This is a genomic window from Xanthomonas sp. NCPPB 3583 (assembly GCF_041475715.2).
Lineage (GTDB): Bacteria > Pseudomonadota > Gammaproteobacteria > Xanthomonadales > Xanthomonadaceae > Xanthomonas > Xanthomonas euvesicatoria.
This window is the reverse complement of the sequence record NZ_CM191263.1, coordinates 2,006,644-2,028,379: the sequence shown is the minus strand read 5'-3', so window position 1 is coordinate 2,028,379 and position 21,736 is coordinate 2,006,644. Positions and strand designations below refer to the sequence as shown.

Here is a 21,736-nt window from a genome sequence, read left to right as displayed (position 1 = left end):
GCCCTACTCGCCTGCGGGCGCGCCGGTCCGACGGCGGCGTCGGCGACGCTTGCGCGGTGCGCCCTCATCGCCGTCTTGGTCGGCCTGCGCCGATTCGATCGCATCCACCAGCTCCTGGCCGGACGACTTCTGCGCCTCACGCCAGAACTCCACATCGGCCGCGTGATCGGGCGATGCGAACTGACGCAGCACCAGGAAATCGAACGCCGCGCGGAAGCGCGGATGCGACAAGGTGCGTAATACCCGCTTGCGCTGACGCGAGGAGAAGCGCGTCTGCAGCAACCAGATTTCCTGCATCGGCAGCGAGAAACGGCGCGGCAACGCGACGCGCTCCAGCTGATGCAAGGTGACGCGATCGGCCGCACGGCGCTGCGCATCTTCCGGTTGCACGCCTTGCGCCTGCAGAGCCATCAGGGTGCGGCAGAACGCCGGCCACAGCAGCAATGCAAACAGGAAGGCCGGCGACACTGGCTCGTCGTTGGCCACGCGTGCATCGGTATTGCGCAGGCCTTCCAGCACCATGGCGCGCAACGCACCACTGCGATTGGACTTCAATGCCGCCGCGCTTTCGGGAAACAGCACGCCGAGCAAGCCATAGCGCTCCAGGCCTTCGAAGCTGGCCACACCGTGCCCGGACAGAAACAGCTTGAGGATTTCTTCGAACAACCGCGCAGGCGCAGCTTCGGACAGCAGCCCGGCCAGACGCGGAATGGGTTCGGCAGTGCCGGCTTCGATGTCGAAATTCAACTTGGCCGCCAGGCGCACCGCGCGCAGCATGCGCACCGGATCTTCCTGGTAGCGCAACTCGGGGTCGCCGATCAACTTCATCAGGCGCGCCTGCACGTCTTCGAAGCCGCCGCAGTAATCGCGTACCGAGAAATCCTCGATGGCGTAATACAGGGCATTGCAGGTGAAGTCGCGGCGGATCGCGTCGTCTTCGATGGTGCCGTATACGTTGTCGCGCACCAGCCGGCCGTTATCGAGTTCGCGGTCGCCGCTGCCATCGTCGACGTTGGCGCGGAAGGTGGCCACTTCGATGATTTCGCGACCGAACACCACATGTGCCAGACGAAAACGGCGGCCGATCAGACGACAGTTGCGGAACAGCGCCTTGACCTCTTCCGGCGTCGCATCGGTGGCCACGTCGAAATCCTTCGGGTGGCCGCCGACCAGCAGGTCGCGCACCGCACCGCCGACCAGATAGGCGCCAAAGCCCGATTCGCGCAGGCGGTACAACACGCGCAACGCGTTGGGGCTGATGTCCTTGCGCGAGATGGTGTGCTGGTCGCGTGGAATGACGCGCAGCGTGAACGGAGATGTAACTGAGGGTTCGATGATGGCGCTTCCGTCTTGTGTTGCAGGATTGCCCAACGGCTATTACCTCACTATACTAGCGCGCTGCACAAGACGTGACAAAAGCGCTCCCTTCGTCTAATGGTTAGGACGTGGCCCTCTCAAGGCTAAAACAGGGGTTCGAGTCCCCTAGGGAGCACCACGATCGGTCTGACTGCTAGACGCCAGAGCCCCGCAATGCGGGGCTTTTGCGTTGTGGCGCAGGCCCTTTGCATGTGCATTGGCCTGCGTGCCATCGCGCAGGCCGCGACCATCTCCGCCTCGCATCTAGCCCGGTCAGGACCGCAGGGGCCCGGGATTGGTCGAGGTTGGTTGCCGCATCCACGGCGCCGGATTCCATCTCAAATCCGCAATGCGGCAGTGCGTTGTCGGGATGCAATACGGCCAAGGCCCTCAACGCGCTCCAGCCAACACGCATGCAGATTCGCGGCATCGCATGGCAAGTGTCAGACGATGTGTCGATCTCAGGGACGCAGCTCAGATCAGCCACATCAGCACACAGAGAACGGGCCTCATCGCTGCGCGCTCGCCGGTACGCATTCGCTGCGCGGTGACGTGAGTGGAGGTGTTTCGCCCGTGCACCATGCGTGCCGGCCGCCCTGGGAATTTGCAGTGCATCGCGTTTGCTCACATGGTCGTCGGCCCAAGCACCGCGTCGTCGCTGTCGGTTTCGGCGACGGCATCGTGGGCATGCAGGCTTTCCAGATGGCGTACCGCCACATGGAAGGCCGCGTAGTGCTCTGCCAGCTGCTGGCGCAGGCGTCGCGCCGCATCTTCGACATACATCAGGTTTGCGCCATTCAAGCGCGCAAATGCCTGTTCGTCGGGTCGCCGCACTGCAGCCTGCACCGGCGTCGCCAACGCCTGCTCGCACAGACCGACCAGTTGCCGGATGGCCAAGCGCTGCGCATCGGCGGGCAGCTCAACGCGTACCTGCGCCACGCTGCGTTGGCTATGCGGCGTGGCGTAGGAACCGTGGTCCTGCAGCCATTGCGCAACCTCGTCCAGCGCCAACGCATCGCGCCCGGCATGTTGCTGCACGAATGCATCGCTCAGCAGCTGCCGCGACAACGCTGCCGAACAGGGGCAAGTAGAGGCGTACAACACCTCCACCTGGAGCTGGATCGTGGTGCGCCCTGCACTGCATTGCGCGGCGATGTGCACTGGATAGGCACGCCAGCCACTAAGCCCCTCACTGCGCAATGCCGGCGTGCGCAACATCAGTTCGACGCTCAGCGTCAGCCGAGCGGCGCGGCTCGCGCAATCGGCATGACTGTCGATCAGCGCCTGCAATAACCCCGAGAGCACGGCCGGCGACACTGGTTGCTGCAGCTGCGTATCCAGCAGGCGGTACAACCGCGACATGTGGATGCCTTTCAGCTCTGCCCGCGGCAGATCGACCTGCACGCTGGCGCGCGCGGCAAGCTGGCTGCCACCGGCCTCCAACTGCACGGGAATGGCGATGTCCTGCATGCCCACCCATCGCAGGGGCGCGCTCAGCGTTGATGGTTCGGTCACAGCAACATCGGGAAGCGTAGCGGACATCGGGATCTCGTCGAAGATAAAGGTGACGACCGCGCCTCAGGCGCGGCCAGGAAACGCAGCGAAGTAGTCGTCGATTCCCGCATGCAATGTCTGCGCGAGTTCGTCCTGATGCGTATCGCTGCACAGGCGGCTGCAATCGTCGCGATTGCTCATGAAGCCGGTTTCCACCAGCAGCGACGGAATGTCCGGCGACTTCAACACCGCAAAACCGGCCTGCCCCACCTGGTTCTGATGCAGGCGCGTCACCTGCTGCAGGCGTTCCAACATCAACGTGCCGAATGCCAGGCTGCTGGCGATGGTGCCGCTCAGCGACAGATCGGCCAGCACCTGTGACAACACCGGATTGCTCGGCACCCGCAGCCGGCGCGCGGTGTCTCCCATGTCGTCGGCAGCGTTTTCGCTATCGGCGATCCAGCGCGCCAGTGCGGAGCTGGCGCCAGTCTGCGACAGTGCAAACACCGAGGCGCCCTGCGCTTGGCGCGTTGGTGCGGCATCGGCATGGATGGAGACGAACAGGTCCGCATTGTGGCGATGGGCGATCAACACGCGCTCGTGCAGCGGCACGAAGCGGTCATCGCTGCGGATCATGGTCGGCCGGTAGCGCGCATCGGACGCCAGGCGTCGATGCAACCGCCCGGCGACCGCCATGGCGACATGTTTTTCGTAACGCGCATCGGCACTGACCGCCCCCGGATCCTTGCCGCCGTGGCCGGCATCGATCGCGACCACGTAAGGGCGCAGGCGTGAATGAGCCGGCTGCGGTGGCTCTGTCTGCCCCGTCGCCGTTGCTGCTGGCGCGCCATCGCTCGTGGACAACACTACGCTGCCAGGCATAGCGGCAAGCTCCAGCACCAGCGCGCCGGCTTCCCAATGCAGGTTGGTCGAACATGGCTGCTGCAGGTCGAGCACGACGCGCAGGCCATCCAGATGCGGCGCACTGCGTATGCGGGTCACCGCAGCGCCGCCCGGTATCGGATCAATGCGCGGCGACTGCGACGACACGCCAGGCAGATCGATGACCACACGCTCGGGACCGGTCAACCGGAAACTGCGATAGGCAACCTGTGCGCCCAGCTCCAACCGAAGGCGCAGCAGCTCGCCCTGCTGCCGCATGCTGCATGCCCGTAAGACGGGAAGTCCTTGTGCAGACCCCAACGCCGGCGAAAGCATCAACACTGCAGCGGCGCCCTGCAGGAGGTGACGGCGCTTCATGCGCGCACCTCAAGACCCGAGCAATCGACCGGACACCGCAGACCGCAGCACTGACTGCGGCGCGATTCCAGACAACACATCCAACACAACGGGAGATAGGACACGGGAGGCAAGACTGCGCGGCGGCGATGATTTGTTATAAAGTAACATTAATTCCGCGAAAGAACGTCAGCTCTTCCTATCCTGCGCGCTTGCGTTCATCTTCTTGTCCCACAACCGGAAGGCGCGCACCACCCGCGACACTCGATTTCTTTAGCACTGCAATGAGTCGCTTATGCACCCCGGTGACCCATTCGATCCGAGACGACTCGCCGACTATCGTGCATTTAAATGGAAAACCTAATAATTTCCAGGTGGGCGGGTTACGCATTTCGAATAAACCGCTACTTGCCACAAAGTTATATTGTCAGTCTCCCGTAAAATTGATCCAGCCATAACTAGAGGTCTCCAGCACACTAGCCACCAAGGAGACCAACAATGCGCAAGAGCAAGTTCACCGAGAGCCAGATCGTCGCCACGCTGAAACAGGTCGAGGGCGGCCGCCAGGTCAAGGATGTCTGTCGCGAGCTGGGCATTTCCGAGGCGACCTACTACGTCTGGAAGTCCAAGTACGGCGGCATGGAGGCCGCTGACGTGCAACGCCTCCGCGACCTGGAGACCGAGCACAGCAAGCTCAAGCGCATGTACGCCGAGCTCGCGATGGAAAACCATGCATTGAAGGATGTCATCGCAAAAAAGCTGTAGACCCGACGCACAAACGCCCGCTTCTGGCCTGGCTCGTCGAGCGGCATGGCTGGAGCGAGCGCCGGGCCTGTTCAGTAGTTGGCGTGGCTCGCTCGACAGCGCGCTATCGGCGCCGTCCCGATCGCGACGAGGAGGTCATTGCGCTGTTGTCCGAGTTGGCCGAGCGTTTTCCCGAGCGTGGATTTGGAAGCTCTTTCAGATCATCCGCCGTCGCGGACATGTGTGGAATCACAAAAGGGTCTGGCGCGTGTACTGCTTGATGAAACTCAATCAACGACGTCGCAGCAGGCGCCGGGTCCCGACGCGCTATCCAAAGCCGCTGGCATGCGGCGATCGACCCAATGCTGGATGGTCGATCGATTTCATGTCCGATGCGTTATGGGATGGTCGGCGGTTCCGCACGTTCAATGTCATCGACGATTTCAGTCGGGAAGCCTTGGCCATCGATGTGGACCTGAATCTTCCGGCCGCCCGCGTCATCCGCACGTTGGAACGCATCGCAGCCTGGCGCGGCTATCCGAACAAGTTGCGTTTGGACAATGGCCCGGAATTTGTTGCATTGGCCTTGGCCGAGTGGGCTGAGCGCAAGGGTATCGCGTTGGATTTCATCGAGCCGGGGCGTCCGATGCAAAACGGTTTCATCGAACGCTTCAACGGCAGTTATCGGCGTGGCGTATTGGACATGCACATCTTCCGCACGCTAAGCGAGGTCCGCGAACAGACCGAACAGTGGCTCGCCGACTACAACCAACAGATCCCGCACGACAGCCTGGGCGGGCTAACGCCCGTCGAGTTCCGTGATCAACATCAACCGCAGACCTCTAGTTTTAGCTGGCATTGAATTACGGGGAGTCGACAATATGACTTTAAAAACCTGCCTTCTCAATTTCTACAACCGTGGCATCAAGTCCATGCAAGTGGGGACACACAATGTATGACGAATCCTGTCAGCTCTCGGCATTCCACAATATACAAATAAAAGGTAGCAAGAATTATGGAAGTCAACCCAGGAGAGTTGACACCCAGATATCGTCAACACATTGACGCAAGGCAAGTGCAGCAACTTTTGACTTAGTCACTCACGAAACTACGGAGAAACACGTACCGTAGGCATGCCTGAATTGCAGGCGAATGTTTCCCGTGAACGGGAGAAGGCGAAGTCATGGAAGTGAAGGCAAAGCTGGCATTTAAGACCCTTGGCGCCGCCGCTATCGCGATGCTGGCGGTTACCGGTTCAGCAAGTGCATGCTGCCCAGGCGATGGAACAGTTGCCACGCTGGCTGCCACGGGCCTGGGCGAGTCCGTGCCCAACGCAACCAATCTTGCGGTAGATCCAACCTGGCGGATTTACGAATTTCAACGCGAGGGCATGCTGTATCTACAGATCAACGATGCAGCTGGCGTAGTGCGTGGCGCGGTTGGTCGCGCAGGCGAAGCTCTGTGGGTGCTGCCGATGGGTAAGGACGTCAATCGTGTGACGGTTTCGACGTTGACGAGACCAACGCTCGCACAATTGGTTTATCAGACCGATAACTTCACGGTGCATCTCATCCCGGGCACTGCTGGAGAGCGCTGGATTGTCACACGGACGAAGTGATCGAGACGGGCTCGGCGACTAGCAGACTCAGGGCTCGCGTATGGCGGCGGCGAAACATGCCGCCATGCGCTTTCAGTCGCGCCCGCAATTCGGCACCCGCTTCAGTTGTGTCGCGCTGCACTACATCCAGCAATGAACTGTCAGCGAAGATTCTGATAACAACGCCCTGTGAACCACCACTTTTCCATGTGCGAGCTTGCACAAGGTGCCGCTTAGCTTGGGGAAGCATTTCGAACGCGTTGAGAGCGCACCTATACGCTGCCAGCTGCAAGCCAAGTGATAGATCGCCACAATTACCACGCAGCGCGTGATGGATCTCAGTGTTATAAAACCGTGCCAGTACGGGTGAGCGCAGCGCCTGGTACACCCCATGCGTTTCGATTTCTAGCGGATATAACCCCCCGACATACTCATGCAGCAATCGCGACTCGATGACTCCTGCTCTGGTCATTTCCATGGCTGCTGCGTGATGCCCACGCTCACGCAGTTGAGCGACACAATCCTTGCGTAACCGGTTTATATGAACATTTATATCCGAATAATCCACAACGCGATTGCGAAGGGTGCGCTCTGCAGCCAGATAGCCCGCCTGAGCAAACTGCAATGCGGCCAGTTGTGCCTGCTCCTGGCTCCCTGCCTGCGTGTATGCGGAGGCCAACCGTGAACCGAGGACAAAGAGTCCCGTCGCAATCACTGCAATCAGTAGCTGGACACTGAACAATTCGGAGTCATATGCGGCGATTCCGTACTTCGACCTAGACAACGCTGCAATAAGGTTTGCCAGCAAGGCGCCAGCCGCGGCTCCCCGCCAGCCATGACGGAGCGTCAGAACGATTGCTGGCCCAGTAAGCGACGCCATCAAAACCTGTCGTAGGAGTGGCTCAGGAACAACATTGGCGGTGCAAAACAATGCTGCCATCGCAAATCCGGCAACTGCACTGTCACGCACCAAATCGTCGCGAAGATAGCTTTCAGCACGCCGGTACCAAAGCAAACCCGGCAGCAAAAACATCAAAATGCCGAGGTATGAACCCAGCCAAGTCCTCAACAGAATCTCAAGGGGAGAGCTAGCTATCGGGCCACCAAGCGTGACATTCAACGCCATGCCACACAACGTACTCCACAAAGCGAGAATCGCCATGATGGGAAGAATGCGATTACGGGTAATGACGTCTGGTGTATGACGGCGAATTCCCGACACAGCGAGGGCGACCGCAGGCGCGAGTAGGAAAGGACTCAGGTATGCCCAAATCGGGGCGTAATCCCTTGTCTCCAACATCGGGACACGCAACCAGAGCATTGCGGCGGCATCCCCCACTAAGAGAAACGGCCAACGACGGTATGGCATGAATAAAAGCGACGCAGCCCTCAGGCCAGCCGGTAGATACCATTGATCAACAGACAGATGCCAGACAAGCAAGTAGACAACGCAATAACCCAGACTGAGCAGAAGCCCTTCAGCCAGCTCTCTTGCTACTGCCATACAACCACTCCCTGGTTCGTCGACGAATTTTGTCTAGTGTGAAGCCATTTGCCACGCCGCGTATAGCTGAAGCGCACAGATCGCGAGAGTGATAAGCGCAACAGCTCTTTGCGCCATCCCTGCCCAATATTCTTGCACTTCAGTGGTGCGATTGGTGACTGTCGTTACCTCGCCTCTCACTTGACTCACTCAACAAAGAAGGCCGCGCAGTGCGCGGCCTTCTTTGTTTTCGATGCCGATATCGGCATAAATGCCATCAGCCCTCCATCTGCTCCAACTCCTTGCCCTTGGTCTCGTAGACGTACTTGAGCACGAAGAACACCGAGATGAAGGCGGCGACGGTGTAGATGCCGTACGCACCGGCCAGACCGATACTGCCGAGCAGGATCGGGAAGCTGACGGTGATGGCGAAGTTGGACGTCCACTGCGCGGCACCGGCAATGGCCAGGCCCGAGCCGCGGATCTGGTTGGGGAACATTTCACCCAGCATCACCCACATCACTGGGCCCCACGAGGCGTTGAAGAACACCACGTAGACGTTAGCGGCCACCAGGGCGAGCATGCCCATGGCATCGGACATCGCAAGCTTGCCGTTGGGATCCAGCGAGGCAGTGGCAAACGCGTAGGTCACCAAGGCCAGCGAGACGGCCATGCCGGCCGAGCCGATCCACAGCAGCGGCTTGCGGCCGATCTTGTCCACCAGCATCACCGTGACCAGGCAGGCGCCGATGCTGAGGCCGCCGGAAAGCACGTTGATCAACAGCGCATCCTGCTCGGAAAAGCCCACTGCCTGCCACAACACCGCGCCGTAGTAGAACACCACGTTGATGCCCACCAGTTGCTGGAACACCGCCAGGCCAATGCCGATCCAGACGATGGGGCGGATCTTGCCGGTGGCCTTGTTGATCAGGTCGGAGAACTTGGGCTTGTGCTGGTCGGCCGCCATCGAGGCGGAAATCTCGCCCAGCTTGGTCTGCGCGGCGGCGTTGCCGTACAGGCGCTTGAGCACCACTAGCGCCTGCTCGCGGCGCCCCTTGACCACCAGGTAGCGCGGGCTTTCCGGGATGACCAGCAGCAGCAACAGGAACAGGATGGAGGGAACCGCCTGCATCCAGAACATCCAACGCCAGGCGGCCTGCCCGGCCCAGAGCGGCTCGGTGGAAGCGCCGGCGGCGTTGGCCAGCAGGTAGTTGCTCAGAAACGCGCAGAACAGCCCGCTGATGATGGCGATCTGCTGCATCGTGGCCAGCCGGCCGCGATAGCGCGCGGAGGCGACCTCGGCGATGTAGGCCGGCGAAATGACGCTGGCCGCCCCCACCGCGAAGCCGCCCATCACGCGGGCGAAGATGAAGAAACCGGAACTGTGCGAAGCACCGGCGCCGATGGCCGAGAGCAGGAACAGCGCAGCGGAAATGATCAGGACCGCGCGGCGGCCCCAGCGGTCGGCCAGGCGGCCGGCAAAGAAGGCGCCGATGGCGCAGCCCAGCAGCATCGAGGCGACCTCGAAGCCGGTCTCGGCGGCGGTGGATTGGAAGGTCTGTTTCAGGCCGTCGACGGTGCCATTGATCACGCCGCTGTCGAAGCCGAACAGGAAGCCACCGATCGTGGCCACGCAACTAATCAGGATGATGAAACGGGTGTTCTCGCCGGCATCGGGGGCGCCGTCAATGGAAACACTGGACATGGGTTCACCTGGGAACGTGCAAGGGAGCGTCCACGGGGGTGGCCGCCATCGGCCGGCGACGCAATGCGCCGCCGGCCACGGGACATCAACGCGTCAGATACTGATTGATCAGGTTTTCATACGCTTCCTGGCGGCCGCTGAGCTGCTGGGGCGCATTGCCGGCTGCATGCTTGGCCAGATCGGCCAGCGTGGTCTTGCCTGCGGCAAAGTCGGCGCCGGCGCCGCTGTCGAAGCTGGCGTAACGCTCGGCGCGCCATTGCTCCAGCGGCGAGTCCGTCAGCAGCGCGTTAGCCACTTCCAGCCCGCGTGCGAACGCGTCCATGCCGCCGATGTGGGCCAGGAACAGGTCCTGCGGGTCGGACGATTCGCGACGCACCTTGGCATCGAAATTCAAGCCGCCCGGTGCCAGCCCGCCCTGCCGCAGCACCACCAGCATGGCGCCGACGGTGTCGTACAGATCGGTCGGGAACTGGTCGGTGTCCCAGCCGTTCTGCGGGTTGCCGCGGTTGGCATCGATGCTGCCGAGCAGGCCGGCATCGGATGCCACCTGCAGGTCATGCTCGAAGCTGTGGCCCGACAGCGTGGCGTGATTGGCTTCGATATTGAGCTTGAAATCCTGGTCCAGGCCATGCTGGCGCAGGAAGCCGATCACCGTGGCGCTATCGAAATCGTACTGGTGCTTCATCGGCTCCATGGGCTTGGGCTCGATCAGGAAATTGCCCTTGAAGCCAATCGCGCGGCCGTAGTCGCGCGCCAGGGTGAGGAAGCGCGCCATGTTGTCCTGCTCGCGCTTCATCTGGGTGTTGTGCAGGCAGGCATAGCCTTCGCGACCGCCCCAGAACACGTAGTTCTTGCCACCGAGTTCAACGGTCGCATCGATCGCGGCCTTGACCTGCACCGCCGCACGCGCCACGACATTGAAGTCCGGGTTGGTCGATGCGCCATTCATGTAGCGCGCATGCGAGAACAGGTTGGCCGTGCCCCACAACAGCTTGATGCCGGTGTCGGCCTGGCGCTGCTTGGCGATGCCCACCATGTGCTTGAGGTTGCGCTCGTACTCGCCGATGTCGTCGGCATCCGGTGCCAGGTCGATGTCGTGGAAGCAGTAATACGGCACGCCGAGCTTGGTGAAGAACTCGAACGCCGCATCGGCCTTGGCCTCGGCACGGTTCAACGCGGTAGTGCCCGCATCCCACGGATACGCACGCGTGCCCGGGCCGAACGGGTCGGCGCCATTGCCGCAGAAGCTGTGCCAGTAGGCCACGGCAAAGCGCAGATGCTCGGCCATGGTCTTGTCGCCGATGGTTTTGTTGGCGTCGTAGACCTTGAACGCGAGCGGGTTGTCCGAATCGCGGCCTTCGAAACCGATCTTGCCGATGCCGGGGAAATATTCTTTCGCGCCGATGTACACGGTGTTGCTCATGGGGTGTGAAGTCCTTGCTGCTGGGGGAGTTGTAGAAAACTATCGATCAACCGGCATAGAGCGGACTGACGACATGCAGGTGCTTGAGGAAGGTCTGGTAGTGCTGCTGATACTGGGCCACGCGCTGCGGGTTGGGCTGTGCGGCAAGCCCATCGTCCACCTGCAGGTGCTCCAGCACCACGTCGGCCAACGCGGCATCGCCGCCATCGGCGCGCTCGCAGGCCCACAATGCCTGTAGCGCGGCACCGAACGCAGCGCCTTCGGGCTGGGTCGGCACGACGACCTGCAGGTTGAAGATGTCGGCTACCATCTGCCGCCACTGCGCGCTCTTGCTGCCGCCGCCGGTGAGCAGGATGGTATCGAACTGCAACCCCGCAGCAACGAAGGCATCGAAGCCGTTGCGCAGGCTGTAGGTCGCACCTTCCATCGCGGCGCGATAGAAATGCGCGGCGGTGGTGTTGTGCATATCCATTCCGAACAGGCAGCCGCGCGCGGCCGGCAGATCCGGGGTGCGCTCACCGTTGAAGAACGGCAGCAACACCAGACCGTCGGCGCCCGGTGGGGTGTCGGCGATCATCGCTTCGGTCTGGTCGCGGGTGATGGAGAACATGCGCATCACCGCCTCGGTGGCGACGGTGCAGTTCATCGTGCAGATCAAGGGCAGCCAGCCGCCACTGGAGGAGCAGAACGCGGCCCAGCGCGCCTCATCGTCCACTACCGGGTGATCGGCATAGGCGAACAAGGTGCCGGAGGTGCCCAGGCTCATGGTCAGACGTCCGGGCACCACGTTGCCGGTGCCGATGGCGGCCATCATGTTGTCGCCGCCGCCGGTGGTGACACGCACGCCGGCGGGCAGATTCAATGCCTGGGCGGCGGCATCGGACAACGCGTAGACCGCGCCCGTGTCCACCAGCGGTGGCAACGCATCGCGCAGGTCGCGTTGGGCATCCACTGCGCTCAGCATGCGCTCGGACCACTGCCGCGTACGCACGTCCAGCCAGCCGGTACCGGAGGCATCGCCCACTTCGGCAAAGCGCTCGCCGGTGAGCCAGAAGTTGATGTAGTCGTGCGGCAGCATCACCGTGGTCATCGCGGCATACGCTTCGGGGCGATGCTTGCGCGTCCACGGCAATTTGGAGGCGGTATAGCCGGCCATGATGGGGTTGCCTGCTGCGGCCACGCTGCCTGCGGCGCCGCCGACGGCGTCCATGATTTCATCGCATTCCAGCGCAGTGCTGGTATCGCACCACAGCTTGACCGGCGCGGTGACGCTGCCGTCGGCGGCCACCGGCACGAAGCCATGCTGCTGGCCGGAGACGGAAATGCCGCGCACGCGTGCACGCTGTTCGCCATCGAGCTGCGCAAAGCAATGCACGATGCCGTCGATCCACCACTGTGCCTGTTGTTCGCGGGTGCCGTCGTCGCGGCTGATCAGCTCCATGGGCGCGGCGATGGTGGCGACCACGGCGCGATCCTGCGGATCGTAGGCCACCAGCTTGACGCTCTGCGTGCCCACATCCAGTCCTACATACAAGCTCATTGCGTCACCAATCGGTTGTTGTTGAGTCCCACCTGCTGGGTGCGGCCTGCGCCCAGTTCCAGGTCCAGGGTCTGCCCTGCGTAGGACAGTTGATAGCGCCCGCCACGATCGCTGTGCAAGCGTGCCTGCTGCAAGCGGCCGCCCTCCCATTCCAGATCCACGCTGGCGCCGCCACGCACGCGCAGACCGCGCACGCTGCCGCGCGGCCAGGCCTTGGGCAAGGCCGGCAGCAGGAACACGCTACCGCCCCAGCTTTGCAGCAGCATCTCGGTGATGCCGGCGGTGCCGCCGAAGTTGCCATCGATCTGGAACGGCGGATGCGCGTCGAACAGGTTCGGATAGGTACGTTCGGGCGAAATCAGCAGTTGCAGGATGCGGTAGGCATGCTCCCCGTCGGCCAGCCGCGCCCACAGGTTCAGCCGCCAGCCAATGCCCCAGCCGGTGGCGTTGTCGCCGCGAATTTCCAGCGAGCGGCGTGCGGCCGCAGCCAGGTCCGGGGTATCGCGCAGATTGATCTGACTGGAAGGATGCAGGGCGTACAGATGCGAGACGTGGCGGTGGTGGATCTCCGGCGCCTGCATGTCCCAGTCCTGCTGCCATTCCTGCAACTGCCCTGCCTTGCCGATGCGGTTGGGCGGCAACTGCTCGCGCAAGGCGGCCAATTGCTGGGCGAACTCCGCATCGATGCCGAGCAACTTGCTCATGGCGATGCATTGCGCGAACAAATCGCGCAGCAGCTGCGCGTCCATGCTGGGACCGGCGCACACGGCCGCACCGAAGGGATGCTGGTTTTCCGGCGACATCGACGGATTGGTCACCATCGCACCGGTCTGCGGATCGCGCATCAACGTGGCAACGAAGAATTCGGCGGCGCCCTTGAATAACGGGTAGACCTTGCTCAGGTACGCGCGGTCGCGGCCGTAATCCCAGCGGTCCCACAGTTGCTGCATCAGCCATACGCCGCCCAGCGGCCACAGGCTCCATTGCGCGCCGTCGATCGGGCCGGCCTGGCGCCACAGATCGGTATTGTTGTGGACCACCCAACCCGGCGCGTCGTAGATCGCCCTGGCGGTGCGCGCGCCGGTCTGGGCCAGATCGAACAGCATGGCTTCCAGCGGCTCAACGCATTCGTGCAATGCGTTGGCCTCGCTGGGCCAGTAGTTCATCTCGGTGTTGATGTTGATGGTGTACTTGCTTTCCCACGGCGGCTGCATCAGGTCGTTCCAGATGCCCTGCAGGTTGGCTGGCTGGGTGCCGGGCCGCGAGCTGCAGATCAGCAGGTAACGTCCGTATTGGTGATACAGCGCAGCCAGTGCCGGATCATTGCCTTCGGCGAACCGCTGCACGCGTTCGTCGGTAGGCAGCTGCGTGGCCGCGCTGCTGCCGAGGTCGATCGCCACGCGCCGGAACAGGCGTTGATGATCGGCCAGGTGCGCGCGCAACAACGCGGGAAAATCCAGCTTGGCAGCCTTGCGCAGGCATGCGGCGGTCGATGCGAGCGGATCGCCATCGACCGCATCGAAACGTTGGTAACTGGTCGCGGCGCTGAGTAGCAACACCACTTCGTCGGCCGCGTCGATGCGTAGACGGTCGCGCACTTGGCTGAGTTTGCCGCCGCGCACCTGCGGCAGCACCCGCAATGCAAATCGCAGCTTGCCCTCGATGCCGGCAAAGCTGCCGTTGCGACCACTGAACAGCAAACCGCCCTGCTCGGCGGTGACCTCGCCGGTTTGCGGGCTATCGATGCCCACACGCACCGAAATACCGCCGGGGCGGTCGCACGACAGCCGCACCACGATGCATTGCGCCTGCGCAGAGACGAACACCTCGCGCCGATGCACCGCGCCGCCGGAGCGGAACGTGGTGGTGGCCACCGCCGTGTCCAGATCGAGCTGACGGCGATAGTCGCTGATGCCGTCGGCGCGATCGAAATCCAGCAGCAGATCGCCCAACGGTTGGTACGGCATCTGCTTGAGCGGGCGCGAGAGCAGTTTGGCATCGGCCAGTTGTTCGGCCTCTGCGTAGCGCCCGGCGAAGATCAGCGCACGCACCTGCGGCAACGCGGCCAGTGCGTCAGGGCTGGTGGAATCGTAGGGCCCGCCTGCATACAGCGTGTCTTCATTGAGCTGCAGGCGCTCGTGGGCGATACCGCCCCACACCATCGCGCCCAATCGCCCGTTGCCGACCGGCAAGGCTTCCACCCATTGATTGGCCGGCTCGCGATACCACAGCTGCAGGGCCTGCGCTGCCGCGACGGGCGGGAGCGCGGTTTTTTTCGAAGCCTGCGCGGCCTGTGCAGCCGCCGGCCCGGCGCCAAGGACCGCAATGGCGGCCCCGGTTGCCTTGCACAGCTCACGACGGCTCAGCACGGCAACCGCCGTGCTGACTGACCGGAACCGCGCGCGCCTGCCTTGCGGCGTTCCGGCATCTGGGTGCTCATCGACTGAAGACAGCCTGCGATCATCGACGACGCGCTTTGCCCGACGCAATCTTGCGCTGCAACACGCTGACCGGCTTGCCGTCGTACTGGATGCTGGCGTCGGTCTTGGGCGCGAGCGCGCCGGCATCCTCGCGCGGGCCGTCGACGAAGCGCACGTTGATGGTGCGTTTGGCCTGCATGCCGGTCCAGCTGCCTTCGCGCTTGCCGATGCTCAACTCGCCCTTGGCCTGGTTCCAGACCAGCGGGATGCGGCTGAACTCGCCCTTCTCGTAACCGTAGCCTTTGCCATCGTCTTCATACAGCGAGAACTGGCCATCGGCGCCGGTGTAGACCACCACGGTGAGCGGTGCATCCGGCACCTGGTCGACGTATTCCTGCACCGGGCCGGTGGGCACGATGGAACCGGCACGCACGAACAACGGCATGCGCTCGATCGGCGCGGCAGCTTCGATGCTCTGGCCGCCCTCGTAACGCTTGCCGGTTGCGAAATCCAGCCAGCTGCTGCCGGCCGGCAGATACACCTGCCGCGAGGTGGCGCCGAAGCGGGTCACCGGTGCGACCAGGAACGCCGGCCCGAACAGGTACTGGTCGTTGATGTCGCGGACCTTGGGGTCGTTCGGGAAGTCCATCATCATGCCGCGCATGATCACGCCATCGCGCTGGTAGGTGTCGCCGGCCAGGCTGTAGATGTACGGCAGCAACGCATAACGCAAACGGTTGTAGTAGGTCATGCTCTCGTAGAACGGCGTACCTTCCGGTGCGATGTTCCAGATTTCGCGGTACGGGAACTGGCCGTGCGACCGGAAGATCGGCACGAACGCACCGAACTGGAACCAGCGCGTGTTGAGCTCGCGCCATTCCGGCAGGTGGGCCGGATCCTGGTCTTCATAACGCTTCTCCACCGCAAAGCCGCCGATGTCGAAGGTCCAGTTGGGCAGGCCCGACAGGGCCATGTTCACGCCACCGGAGATCTGGTCGCGCATGTCGTCCCAGCGCGACACGATGTCGCCGCTCCACACTGCCACCGCATTGCGCTGGGTGCCGGCATAGCCCTTGCGCGAGAGGATGAACACGCGCTTGTCGTCGGCCGCACGGTCGCCCACGTACACGCCATGCGTGTGCGGCAACGGGTAGGAGTTGAAGTATTCGGTGGACGAGCCCAGCGCGTTGGGCGTGGTGCGGGCCTTGCGCTCGGCGATGTCCAGGTTGGAATGCACGTCCGGCTCGTCGGCGTCCATCCACCAGGCATCGAAGCCCTTGCTGTTGAGCTTTTCGTTGATCTGGCGCCAATAGATCGCCTGCGCCTTTTCCGAATACGGGTCGTAGAACGAGTTCTTGTAGCCCTTGCCGATCCAGTCCAGTTCGCCCACTTCCACGTTGCGCCTGAACATGAAACCGGCGGCGTCCAGTTCCTTGTAGTTGGCGGTGGTGGGATAGAACTTGGGCCAGATCGAAATCATGATCTGCGCATGCATGTCGTGCACGGCCTTGACCATGCCGTCCGGGTCCGGGAAGTGCTGCTTGTCGAAATCGTGCGAGCCCCAGGCGTCTTCCGGCCAGTACGACCAATCGAGCACGATGTTGTCCAACGACAGTTTGCGCTTGCGGTATTCGGCCACCGCGCCCACCAGCTCGTCCTGGCTCTTGTAGCGCTCACGGCTCTGCCAGAAGCCGTAGGCCCATTTGGGCAGCATCGTCGACTTGCCGGTGAGTTCGCGATAACCGGCCACTGCCTGGTCGTACGAATCGGCGGAGACGAAGTAATAGTCGATCATCTGGCCGGCTTCGGACCACAACGACAGATCCTTCGCTTCGGCGGCCGGCAGCGGGTCGCGATGCAGCAGCGCGATGTAGCTGGGGTCGATCAGGTCCCATTCGATCTTGACGGTGTGGCGCTGGCCCGGCTCGAGATCGAGCTTGAATTCGTGGTTCCACGGGTTCCAGTTCTGGCGCCAGCGATCGATCACCAGCTTGCCGTCCACATACAACTTGGCGTATTCGCTCGAATACAGCGAGAAGGTGTGTTCGCCACCGGTGAGCGCTTCGATCTCGCCCTCCCAGGTCACTTGCATGCGGCTGTTCTTGTCCTTGGTGATCGCCTTCTTCGGGTACTTGGGCAGATCGCTGAGGTATTGGTAGTTCACCTCGCTCTCGCGGCGTTCGAGGATTTGCTTGCCGTTGATCGCATAGCGCGCGGTCAGTGCGCCGGCCTTGCCCTTGGCGTCGTACAACTTCAGCGTCTTCGGCAGCGGCTGCAGGCCGCGCGGGTCGCCCAGGCGGGTGATCGAGTTGTTGTCCCACAGCAGGCCGTAATTGCGGCTGGACACCAGGTACGGCACCGCCATGTCGATGTTGTTCTGCTGCAACTCGACGTTGCGCCCCTTCTGGTTCATCCAGCCCTGCTGATGCTGGCCGAAGCCGTACAGCGCTTCGTCAGCGGGCGACTGGAAGCGCTGGCGCACGCTCAGGTACTGCTTGCCCTCGGCCTTCAACGGCGCAAAGCTGCGGCCGCCGGCCACTTCCGACAGCACCGGCTTGCCGTTGGCATCGGCAAAACTGACATGGCCATCGACGGTGGAGATGCTGGCAGTGACCTTGCCGGTCTTCAGCTGCACGCTGTCGCCCTGCTCGGCCATCTGGAATGCGGTGTCGCCCTGCACCGGCACGCGCATCAGGCTGGGGCTGCGCGCGAAATCGCCGTCCGGGTCTGCGCTGACGCGGATGATGCCGCTGTCGACCACTTGCAGGCGCACCGGCGCGGCGCCCTTGGCGCTCGGCACCACGGTGACGCCATCGCCGGCCTTGCGTACTTCCTGCGCATGCGCGGCGTTGGCCAAAAGGGCCAGCGACAAGGCCAGGCACTGGGCCAGTGGCGTACGTCGGTTGGCAGGCACGGCGCCGGCGGAACGGATGGTGGTTTGCATGATCACTCCCTTTGAATGACGAAACGGTGCCGCGGGGGCGGCAGCGCATGGGTAAGGCGAGGCGATGCCGTCGCGGCATCGCGGCGTTGTGGCAGGCGCGCTTATTTGTAGGTTGCCAGCTTGATCTTGAGCAGCTGCGGCACGCTGGAAAAGTTGACGCCGTAATCGGTCTGGTCGCCATTCCAGTTGCGCTGGAATTTCCAATCGTTGCCTTCGTACACACCTTCCTCGACACGGTCGTAGATCATGTTGGCGGTGGCATCGCTGGCCGGATGTAGGGTCACGCGCGCGTGATAACCGGTGACCAGGAATTCGTCCGGGCTCAGTTCGGCGATCAACGCGGCGCCGATCGGTTCGGGATTACCCGGTGGGTCACCCTTGAACCAGAACTGCGGCACGCCATAGGTGATGGTGGCGCTCCAACGGTCGTTGAGCTTGAGCTCCTGCACGGCCTGGCCGGGTTCTTCGGCAGTGCCATGCAGCTTGCCTTCGGAAGCGGCCTTGGCGAACGGTCGCATGCCCATGCTGACCGCCTGAAACCCGAGCGCGAACGGCGCCAGCGTCTCTTCGTTGACGTGCTTGGCACCGAGCGGATAGTTGGAATAGCGGGTGTAGTCGATGCCGAAGGCCGACCAGCCGATGCCGTCATGGCCCAGCGTGGGGTACAGATAGCGCGCGTATTCCGGGCGGTTGCCGGTTTCGGCCACGAACAACGCGTTGTCCGGGCGTGCGTAACGTTCCAGCACCGTGGTGTACATGCGGTATTCGGGCATGTAGATGTCCGGCGCCAGCAGGTCGATATGCGGGCCGGCCGCCTTCCAGACATCCAGCACGTTGTCGGTGGGGCCACCGCTGGCGTACTGGCCGGGCTGGCCTGGATTGAACGGGCCGCGCAGCGCTGCATTGACGTACATCGGCAACGGATACTCGGCCTTGCCGGCTTGCGCTACCTGGTCGATGTAACGGCCGATCGACCACGCGTGGAAGATTTCGTCGGCATCGGCACCGAACACCTGCGCCCAGGTGCCCGGCTGCTTGTTCATGCGCTTGATCAACTCGTCCGGCACTGCGCCGTCGAACAGCTCCTGCGCCATCGGCGAGAAGTCGCGCACGCTGCCGTAGGTGCCCGCCTCGTTCTCCGGCTGGATCATGATCACGGTGTGCTGCGGGTCCACCTTCTTCAGGTGCTGCATGAAGGCGACGAACGCCTTGCGGTCGGCATCCAGCGTGGCCTGCGCATGCGGCGACAACGAACCGATCGACTTGCCTTCGCGGGTGACCACGCGCGGGAAGCGCTGGTTATCGGTCTTGACCCAATGCGGCGCGTACTGCGGGCCGTTGTTCTTCCAGGTTGCGAACCACAACAGCACCAGGCGTACCTTGTGCTCGCGCGCCTGGCCCAGCAGCGTATCGACGAAGGAGAAATCGAACCTGCCTTCTTCCGGCTCCACCTGTTCCCAGGCGATCGGCACCTGCACGGTGTTGGGGCCGAGCACCTGCATGGCCGGCCACACCTTGTCCATGATGCCGGGGTAGTTGCTGGAGTTGTTGACCTGCGCGCCCAGGATCAGGAACGGCGCACCGTCGACCATCAACGCATGCTTGCCGTCCTTGCTGACGAACTGCGGCATGGGCGTCTGTGCAGCCGGCGCCTGCGCGTTGTCCGGCGTTGCCGCAGCGGTGCTTGCAGCAGCAGCGTTGGTTGCAGCAGGTTTGCCGGCATCGCCCTTGTCGCCAGATTGGCAGCCAGCCAGGGCCAGCGTCAGCGCGGACAGCAGCAGCGGGCGCAGGCAACGCCGTGCGCTGGAATGGGACATGGCACGTGCAACGGGGGAATGCATGGACATAAGACTCCGTGTCACCAGGTATCGGTGCGGAAGGGGGAAACAGGAAGGGCGTCGCGATTGATCAGGTTGGCGTCGTCCGGGTTTTCGCTCCAGCCGTAGCGCACCGCGACCGGTGCGGCGACGGCATCGCTGCGCACGATCACGCGGTCGCCCTCGATCTGCGCGCTGGCCGGGTGGAAGCGTTGATCGGCGCCGGCAATACCAAAGCCCTGCACGGCACCGCCGCCACGCACCTGCAGCGCACTGCCCTGCAAGTCGAAGCTCAGCACCGCCTTGCCGCCGTCAAAGCGCGCGCGCTTGAATACCGGCGCGCTGTACACCAGCGTTTGGCCGTACGCCACATGGCGTGCAGCAAGCGCAAGGCGATGACCGACATCGCGCTTGTTGGTGGGATGGATGTCGGTGGGGTTGCCGATGTCGATGATCACCGCCTGCCCGGTTGCCGGCAGCGCCAGCGTCTTGGACTGCGACTCGCGCAACAGTGCCCACGGGCTCAGCTCACCCGTGTCGCCACCGGCCTTGAAGTTGGCCAGCTGCACCCACAGGAACGGCAGCGTTTTGTCGCCGCGCTCGGCACGCCATTGCCGGATCATCGCTGCGAACTGCTCGCGGTATTTCACCGCGCCGGTGTCGGTGGCATTGGTTTCGCCCTGGTACCAGATCACGCCCTTGACCGGGAACGGCTGCAGCGGATGGATCATCTGGTTGTACAGCAGCGTGGGCAGCTGATTCTTGTTGTCGGTCAACGACACCCGCACCGCGGCCGGGCGGAATTTCCAGCCGCCCAGCGCACGCTTGGCACCGGCACTGGTCTGCACGAAGCGTTGTTCATCCGGGCCATGCATGCCGCCACCGCCGCTGAGGTCTTCCACGCGGACCGCAATGTGGTTGACGCCGGCCTTGAGCGCTGCAGCCGGCACCTGATATACGCGTGGCAGGTTCCATTGCTTTTCGGTGCTGCCGACCTGCTGGCCGTTGACGTAGGTGGTATCCGAATCGTCGATCTGGCCCACGCCCAAGGTGATGCCGGCCTTGGCCTCGGCAGCGCTGAGCGTCATGGTCGTGCGATACCAGGCGATGCCGTCCATGCCGTCGTAGCCGCTGGATTCCCATTGCTTGGTGACCGGGATGCTGTCCCAGTCGCTGTCGTCGAACGCCGCTTCGCGCCATTGCGGCATCTCGCCTTCCACCTTGGGCCAACGCGCGATGCGCTTGCCGGTGGCGGCCTGCGCTGCGGCGTCGCGTTGCTTGATCGCCTCGATCGCGCCCTGGTTCTGATCGGCGCTCAGGCCCAACGACGTAGCGTCCATCCACGCTTCGATCGCGCTGCCACCCCAGGTACTGTTGACGATGCCGATCGGCACGCCGGTGCTGGCGCGCAGCTCCTTGGCGAAGAAATAGCCAACCGCAGTGAATTCACCGGCGTTGGCAGGCGTTGCGGCCTTCCACTCGCCGCCGGTCAGGCGCGTCTGCGGCTGCACCGACCACGATTTGGGCACCTTGAAATGCCGTAGCTGCGCATCGTTGGCAGCGGCCACCGCTTGCGGGCCGTCGCTGGCCTGGGCCAGCGGCCATTCCATGTTCGATTGCCCGCTGGCCAGCCACACATCGCCGACCAGCACCTCGCGCACCTGCAGCTCCCCCCCGTCGCCCTGCACACGCAGCAGGTAGGGGCCACCGGCAGCGTGCGCAGGCAGCCTGACCTTCCATTGCCCTGTTGCGTCGGCCTTGGCGGTGGCGCGCTTGCCGTCGAAGCTGACCGTGATCGCGGCGTTGGGCGAAGACCAGCCCCATACCGGCATCGGCTGATCGCGCTGCAGCACGGCGCCATCGGCGAACAGCAGCGGCAGCGTTGGCACCGCCCAGGCCGCCGGACTGACCAGCACCAGGCCCAGCAGGCAGCCACGACGAACGAAAGAAGCGGTCATGCAGTGATCTCCAAAG

Annotated in this window: 12 protein-coding genes, 1 tRNA gene and 1 pseudogene; 3 read left to right on the top strand and 11 right to left on the bottom strand. The window is 63.3% G+C overall.

All coding sequences use genetic code 11. The features are described 5' to 3' along the window. Window positions 1-3 precede the first annotated feature (3 nt). On the bottom strand, window positions 4-1,371 hold the full coding sequence (gene pcnB, locus ACCQ07_RS09085; protein WP_218195644.1) for a polynucleotide adenylyltransferase PcnB: 1,368 nt from the start codon (window positions 1,369-1,371) through the stop codon (window positions 4-6). 49 nt (window positions 1,372-1,420) lie between these two features. Here pcnB and ACCQ07_RS09080 point away from each other — a divergent pair. Further along, window positions 1,421-1,495, top strand: a tRNA-Glu gene (locus tag ACCQ07_RS09080). Window positions 1,496-1,980: 485 nt separating this feature from the next. Here ACCQ07_RS09080 and folE2 read toward each other — a convergent pair. Together folE2 and ACCQ07_RS09070 are read right to left on the bottom strand one after the other, a co-directional pair. After that, on the bottom strand, window positions 1,981-2,898 hold the full coding sequence (gene folE2 / locus ACCQ07_RS09075) for a GTP cyclohydrolase FolE2 (RefSeq protein ID WP_218503128.1): 918 nt from the start codon (window positions 2,896-2,898) through the stop codon (window positions 1,981-1,983). Between the two features lie 36 nt (window positions 2,899-2,934). Then, a complete protein-coding gene (locus tag ACCQ07_RS09070) occupies window positions 2,935-4,110 on the bottom strand; it encodes an N-acetylmuramoyl-L-alanine amidase (protein WP_218556505.1) in 1,176 nt (391 codons plus the stop codon). Window positions 4,111-4,587: 477 nt separating this feature from the next. Here ACCQ07_RS09070 and ACCQ07_RS09065 point away from each other — a divergent pair. After that, window positions 4,588-5,695, top strand: a pseudogene (locus ACCQ07_RS09065) (IS3 family transposase). A 321-nt stretch (window positions 5,696-6,016) separates the two neighbouring features. After that, the gene (locus tag ACCQ07_RS09060; protein WP_008571267.1) at window positions 6,017-6,451 is read left to right on the top strand and encodes a hypothetical protein; all 435 of its coding nucleotides are present in this window, start codon (window positions 6,017-6,019) and stop codon (window positions 6,449-6,451) included. On the opposite strand, the gene ACCQ07_RS09055 is transcribed toward ACCQ07_RS09060, so the two are convergent. The 8 genes from ACCQ07_RS09055 to ACCQ07_RS09020 all read right to left on the bottom strand — a co-directional run bounded on the left by ACCQ07_RS09055 (window position 6,435) and on the right by ACCQ07_RS09020 (window position 21,720). Then, window positions 6,435-7,934: an MASE1 domain-containing protein gene (locus tag ACCQ07_RS09055; protein ID WP_065628680.1), complete on the bottom strand. Its 1,500-nt coding sequence runs from the start codon at window positions 7,932-7,934 to the stop codon at window positions 6,435-6,437. The genes ACCQ07_RS09060 and ACCQ07_RS09055 overlap by 17 nt on opposite strands. A gap of 256 nt (window positions 7,935-8,190) precedes the next feature. Further along, a complete protein-coding gene (locus ACCQ07_RS09050; RefSeq protein ID WP_008571269.1) occupies window positions 8,191-9,618 on the bottom strand; it encodes a sugar porter family MFS transporter in 1,428 nt (475 codons plus the stop codon). A gap of 85 nt (window positions 9,619-9,703) precedes the next feature. Then, window positions 9,704-11,041, bottom strand: coding sequence for a xylose isomerase (gene xylA / locus ACCQ07_RS09045; RefSeq protein ID WP_372363996.1), 1,338 nt, complete (start codon window positions 11,039-11,041; stop codon window positions 9,704-9,706). Between the two features lie 46 nt (window positions 11,042-11,087). Next, a complete protein-coding gene (gene xylB / locus ACCQ07_RS09040) occupies window positions 11,088-12,581 on the bottom strand; it encodes a xylulokinase (RefSeq protein WP_338339927.1) in 1,494 nt (497 codons plus the stop codon). Next, window positions 12,578-14,950 (bottom strand): glycoside hydrolase family 95 protein, encoded by a 2,373-nt coding sequence (locus ACCQ07_RS09035; protein ID WP_372363995.1) that lies wholly within the window; start codon window positions 14,948-14,950, stop codon window positions 12,578-12,580. Before ACCQ07_RS09035 ends, xylB begins: the two co-directional genes overlap by 4 nt. 91 nt (window positions 14,951-15,041) lie before the next feature. Beyond that, complete coding sequence (locus ACCQ07_RS09030; protein WP_372363994.1) at window positions 15,042-17,945, bottom strand: TIM-barrel domain-containing protein; 2,904 nt, start codon at window positions 17,943-17,945, stop codon at window positions 15,042-15,044. 101 nt (window positions 17,946-18,046) lie between these two features. Then, window positions 18,047-19,792, bottom strand: coding sequence for a DUF5597 domain-containing protein (locus ACCQ07_RS09025; RefSeq protein ID WP_372363993.1), 1,746 nt, complete (start codon window positions 19,790-19,792; stop codon window positions 18,047-18,049). Window positions 19,793-19,803: 11 nt separating this feature from the next. Next, entirely contained in the window at window positions 19,804-21,720 is a 1,917-nt protein-coding gene (locus ACCQ07_RS09020; RefSeq protein WP_372363992.1) for a sialate O-acetylesterase, read from the bottom strand. Window positions 21,721-21,736 lie beyond the last annotated feature (16 nt).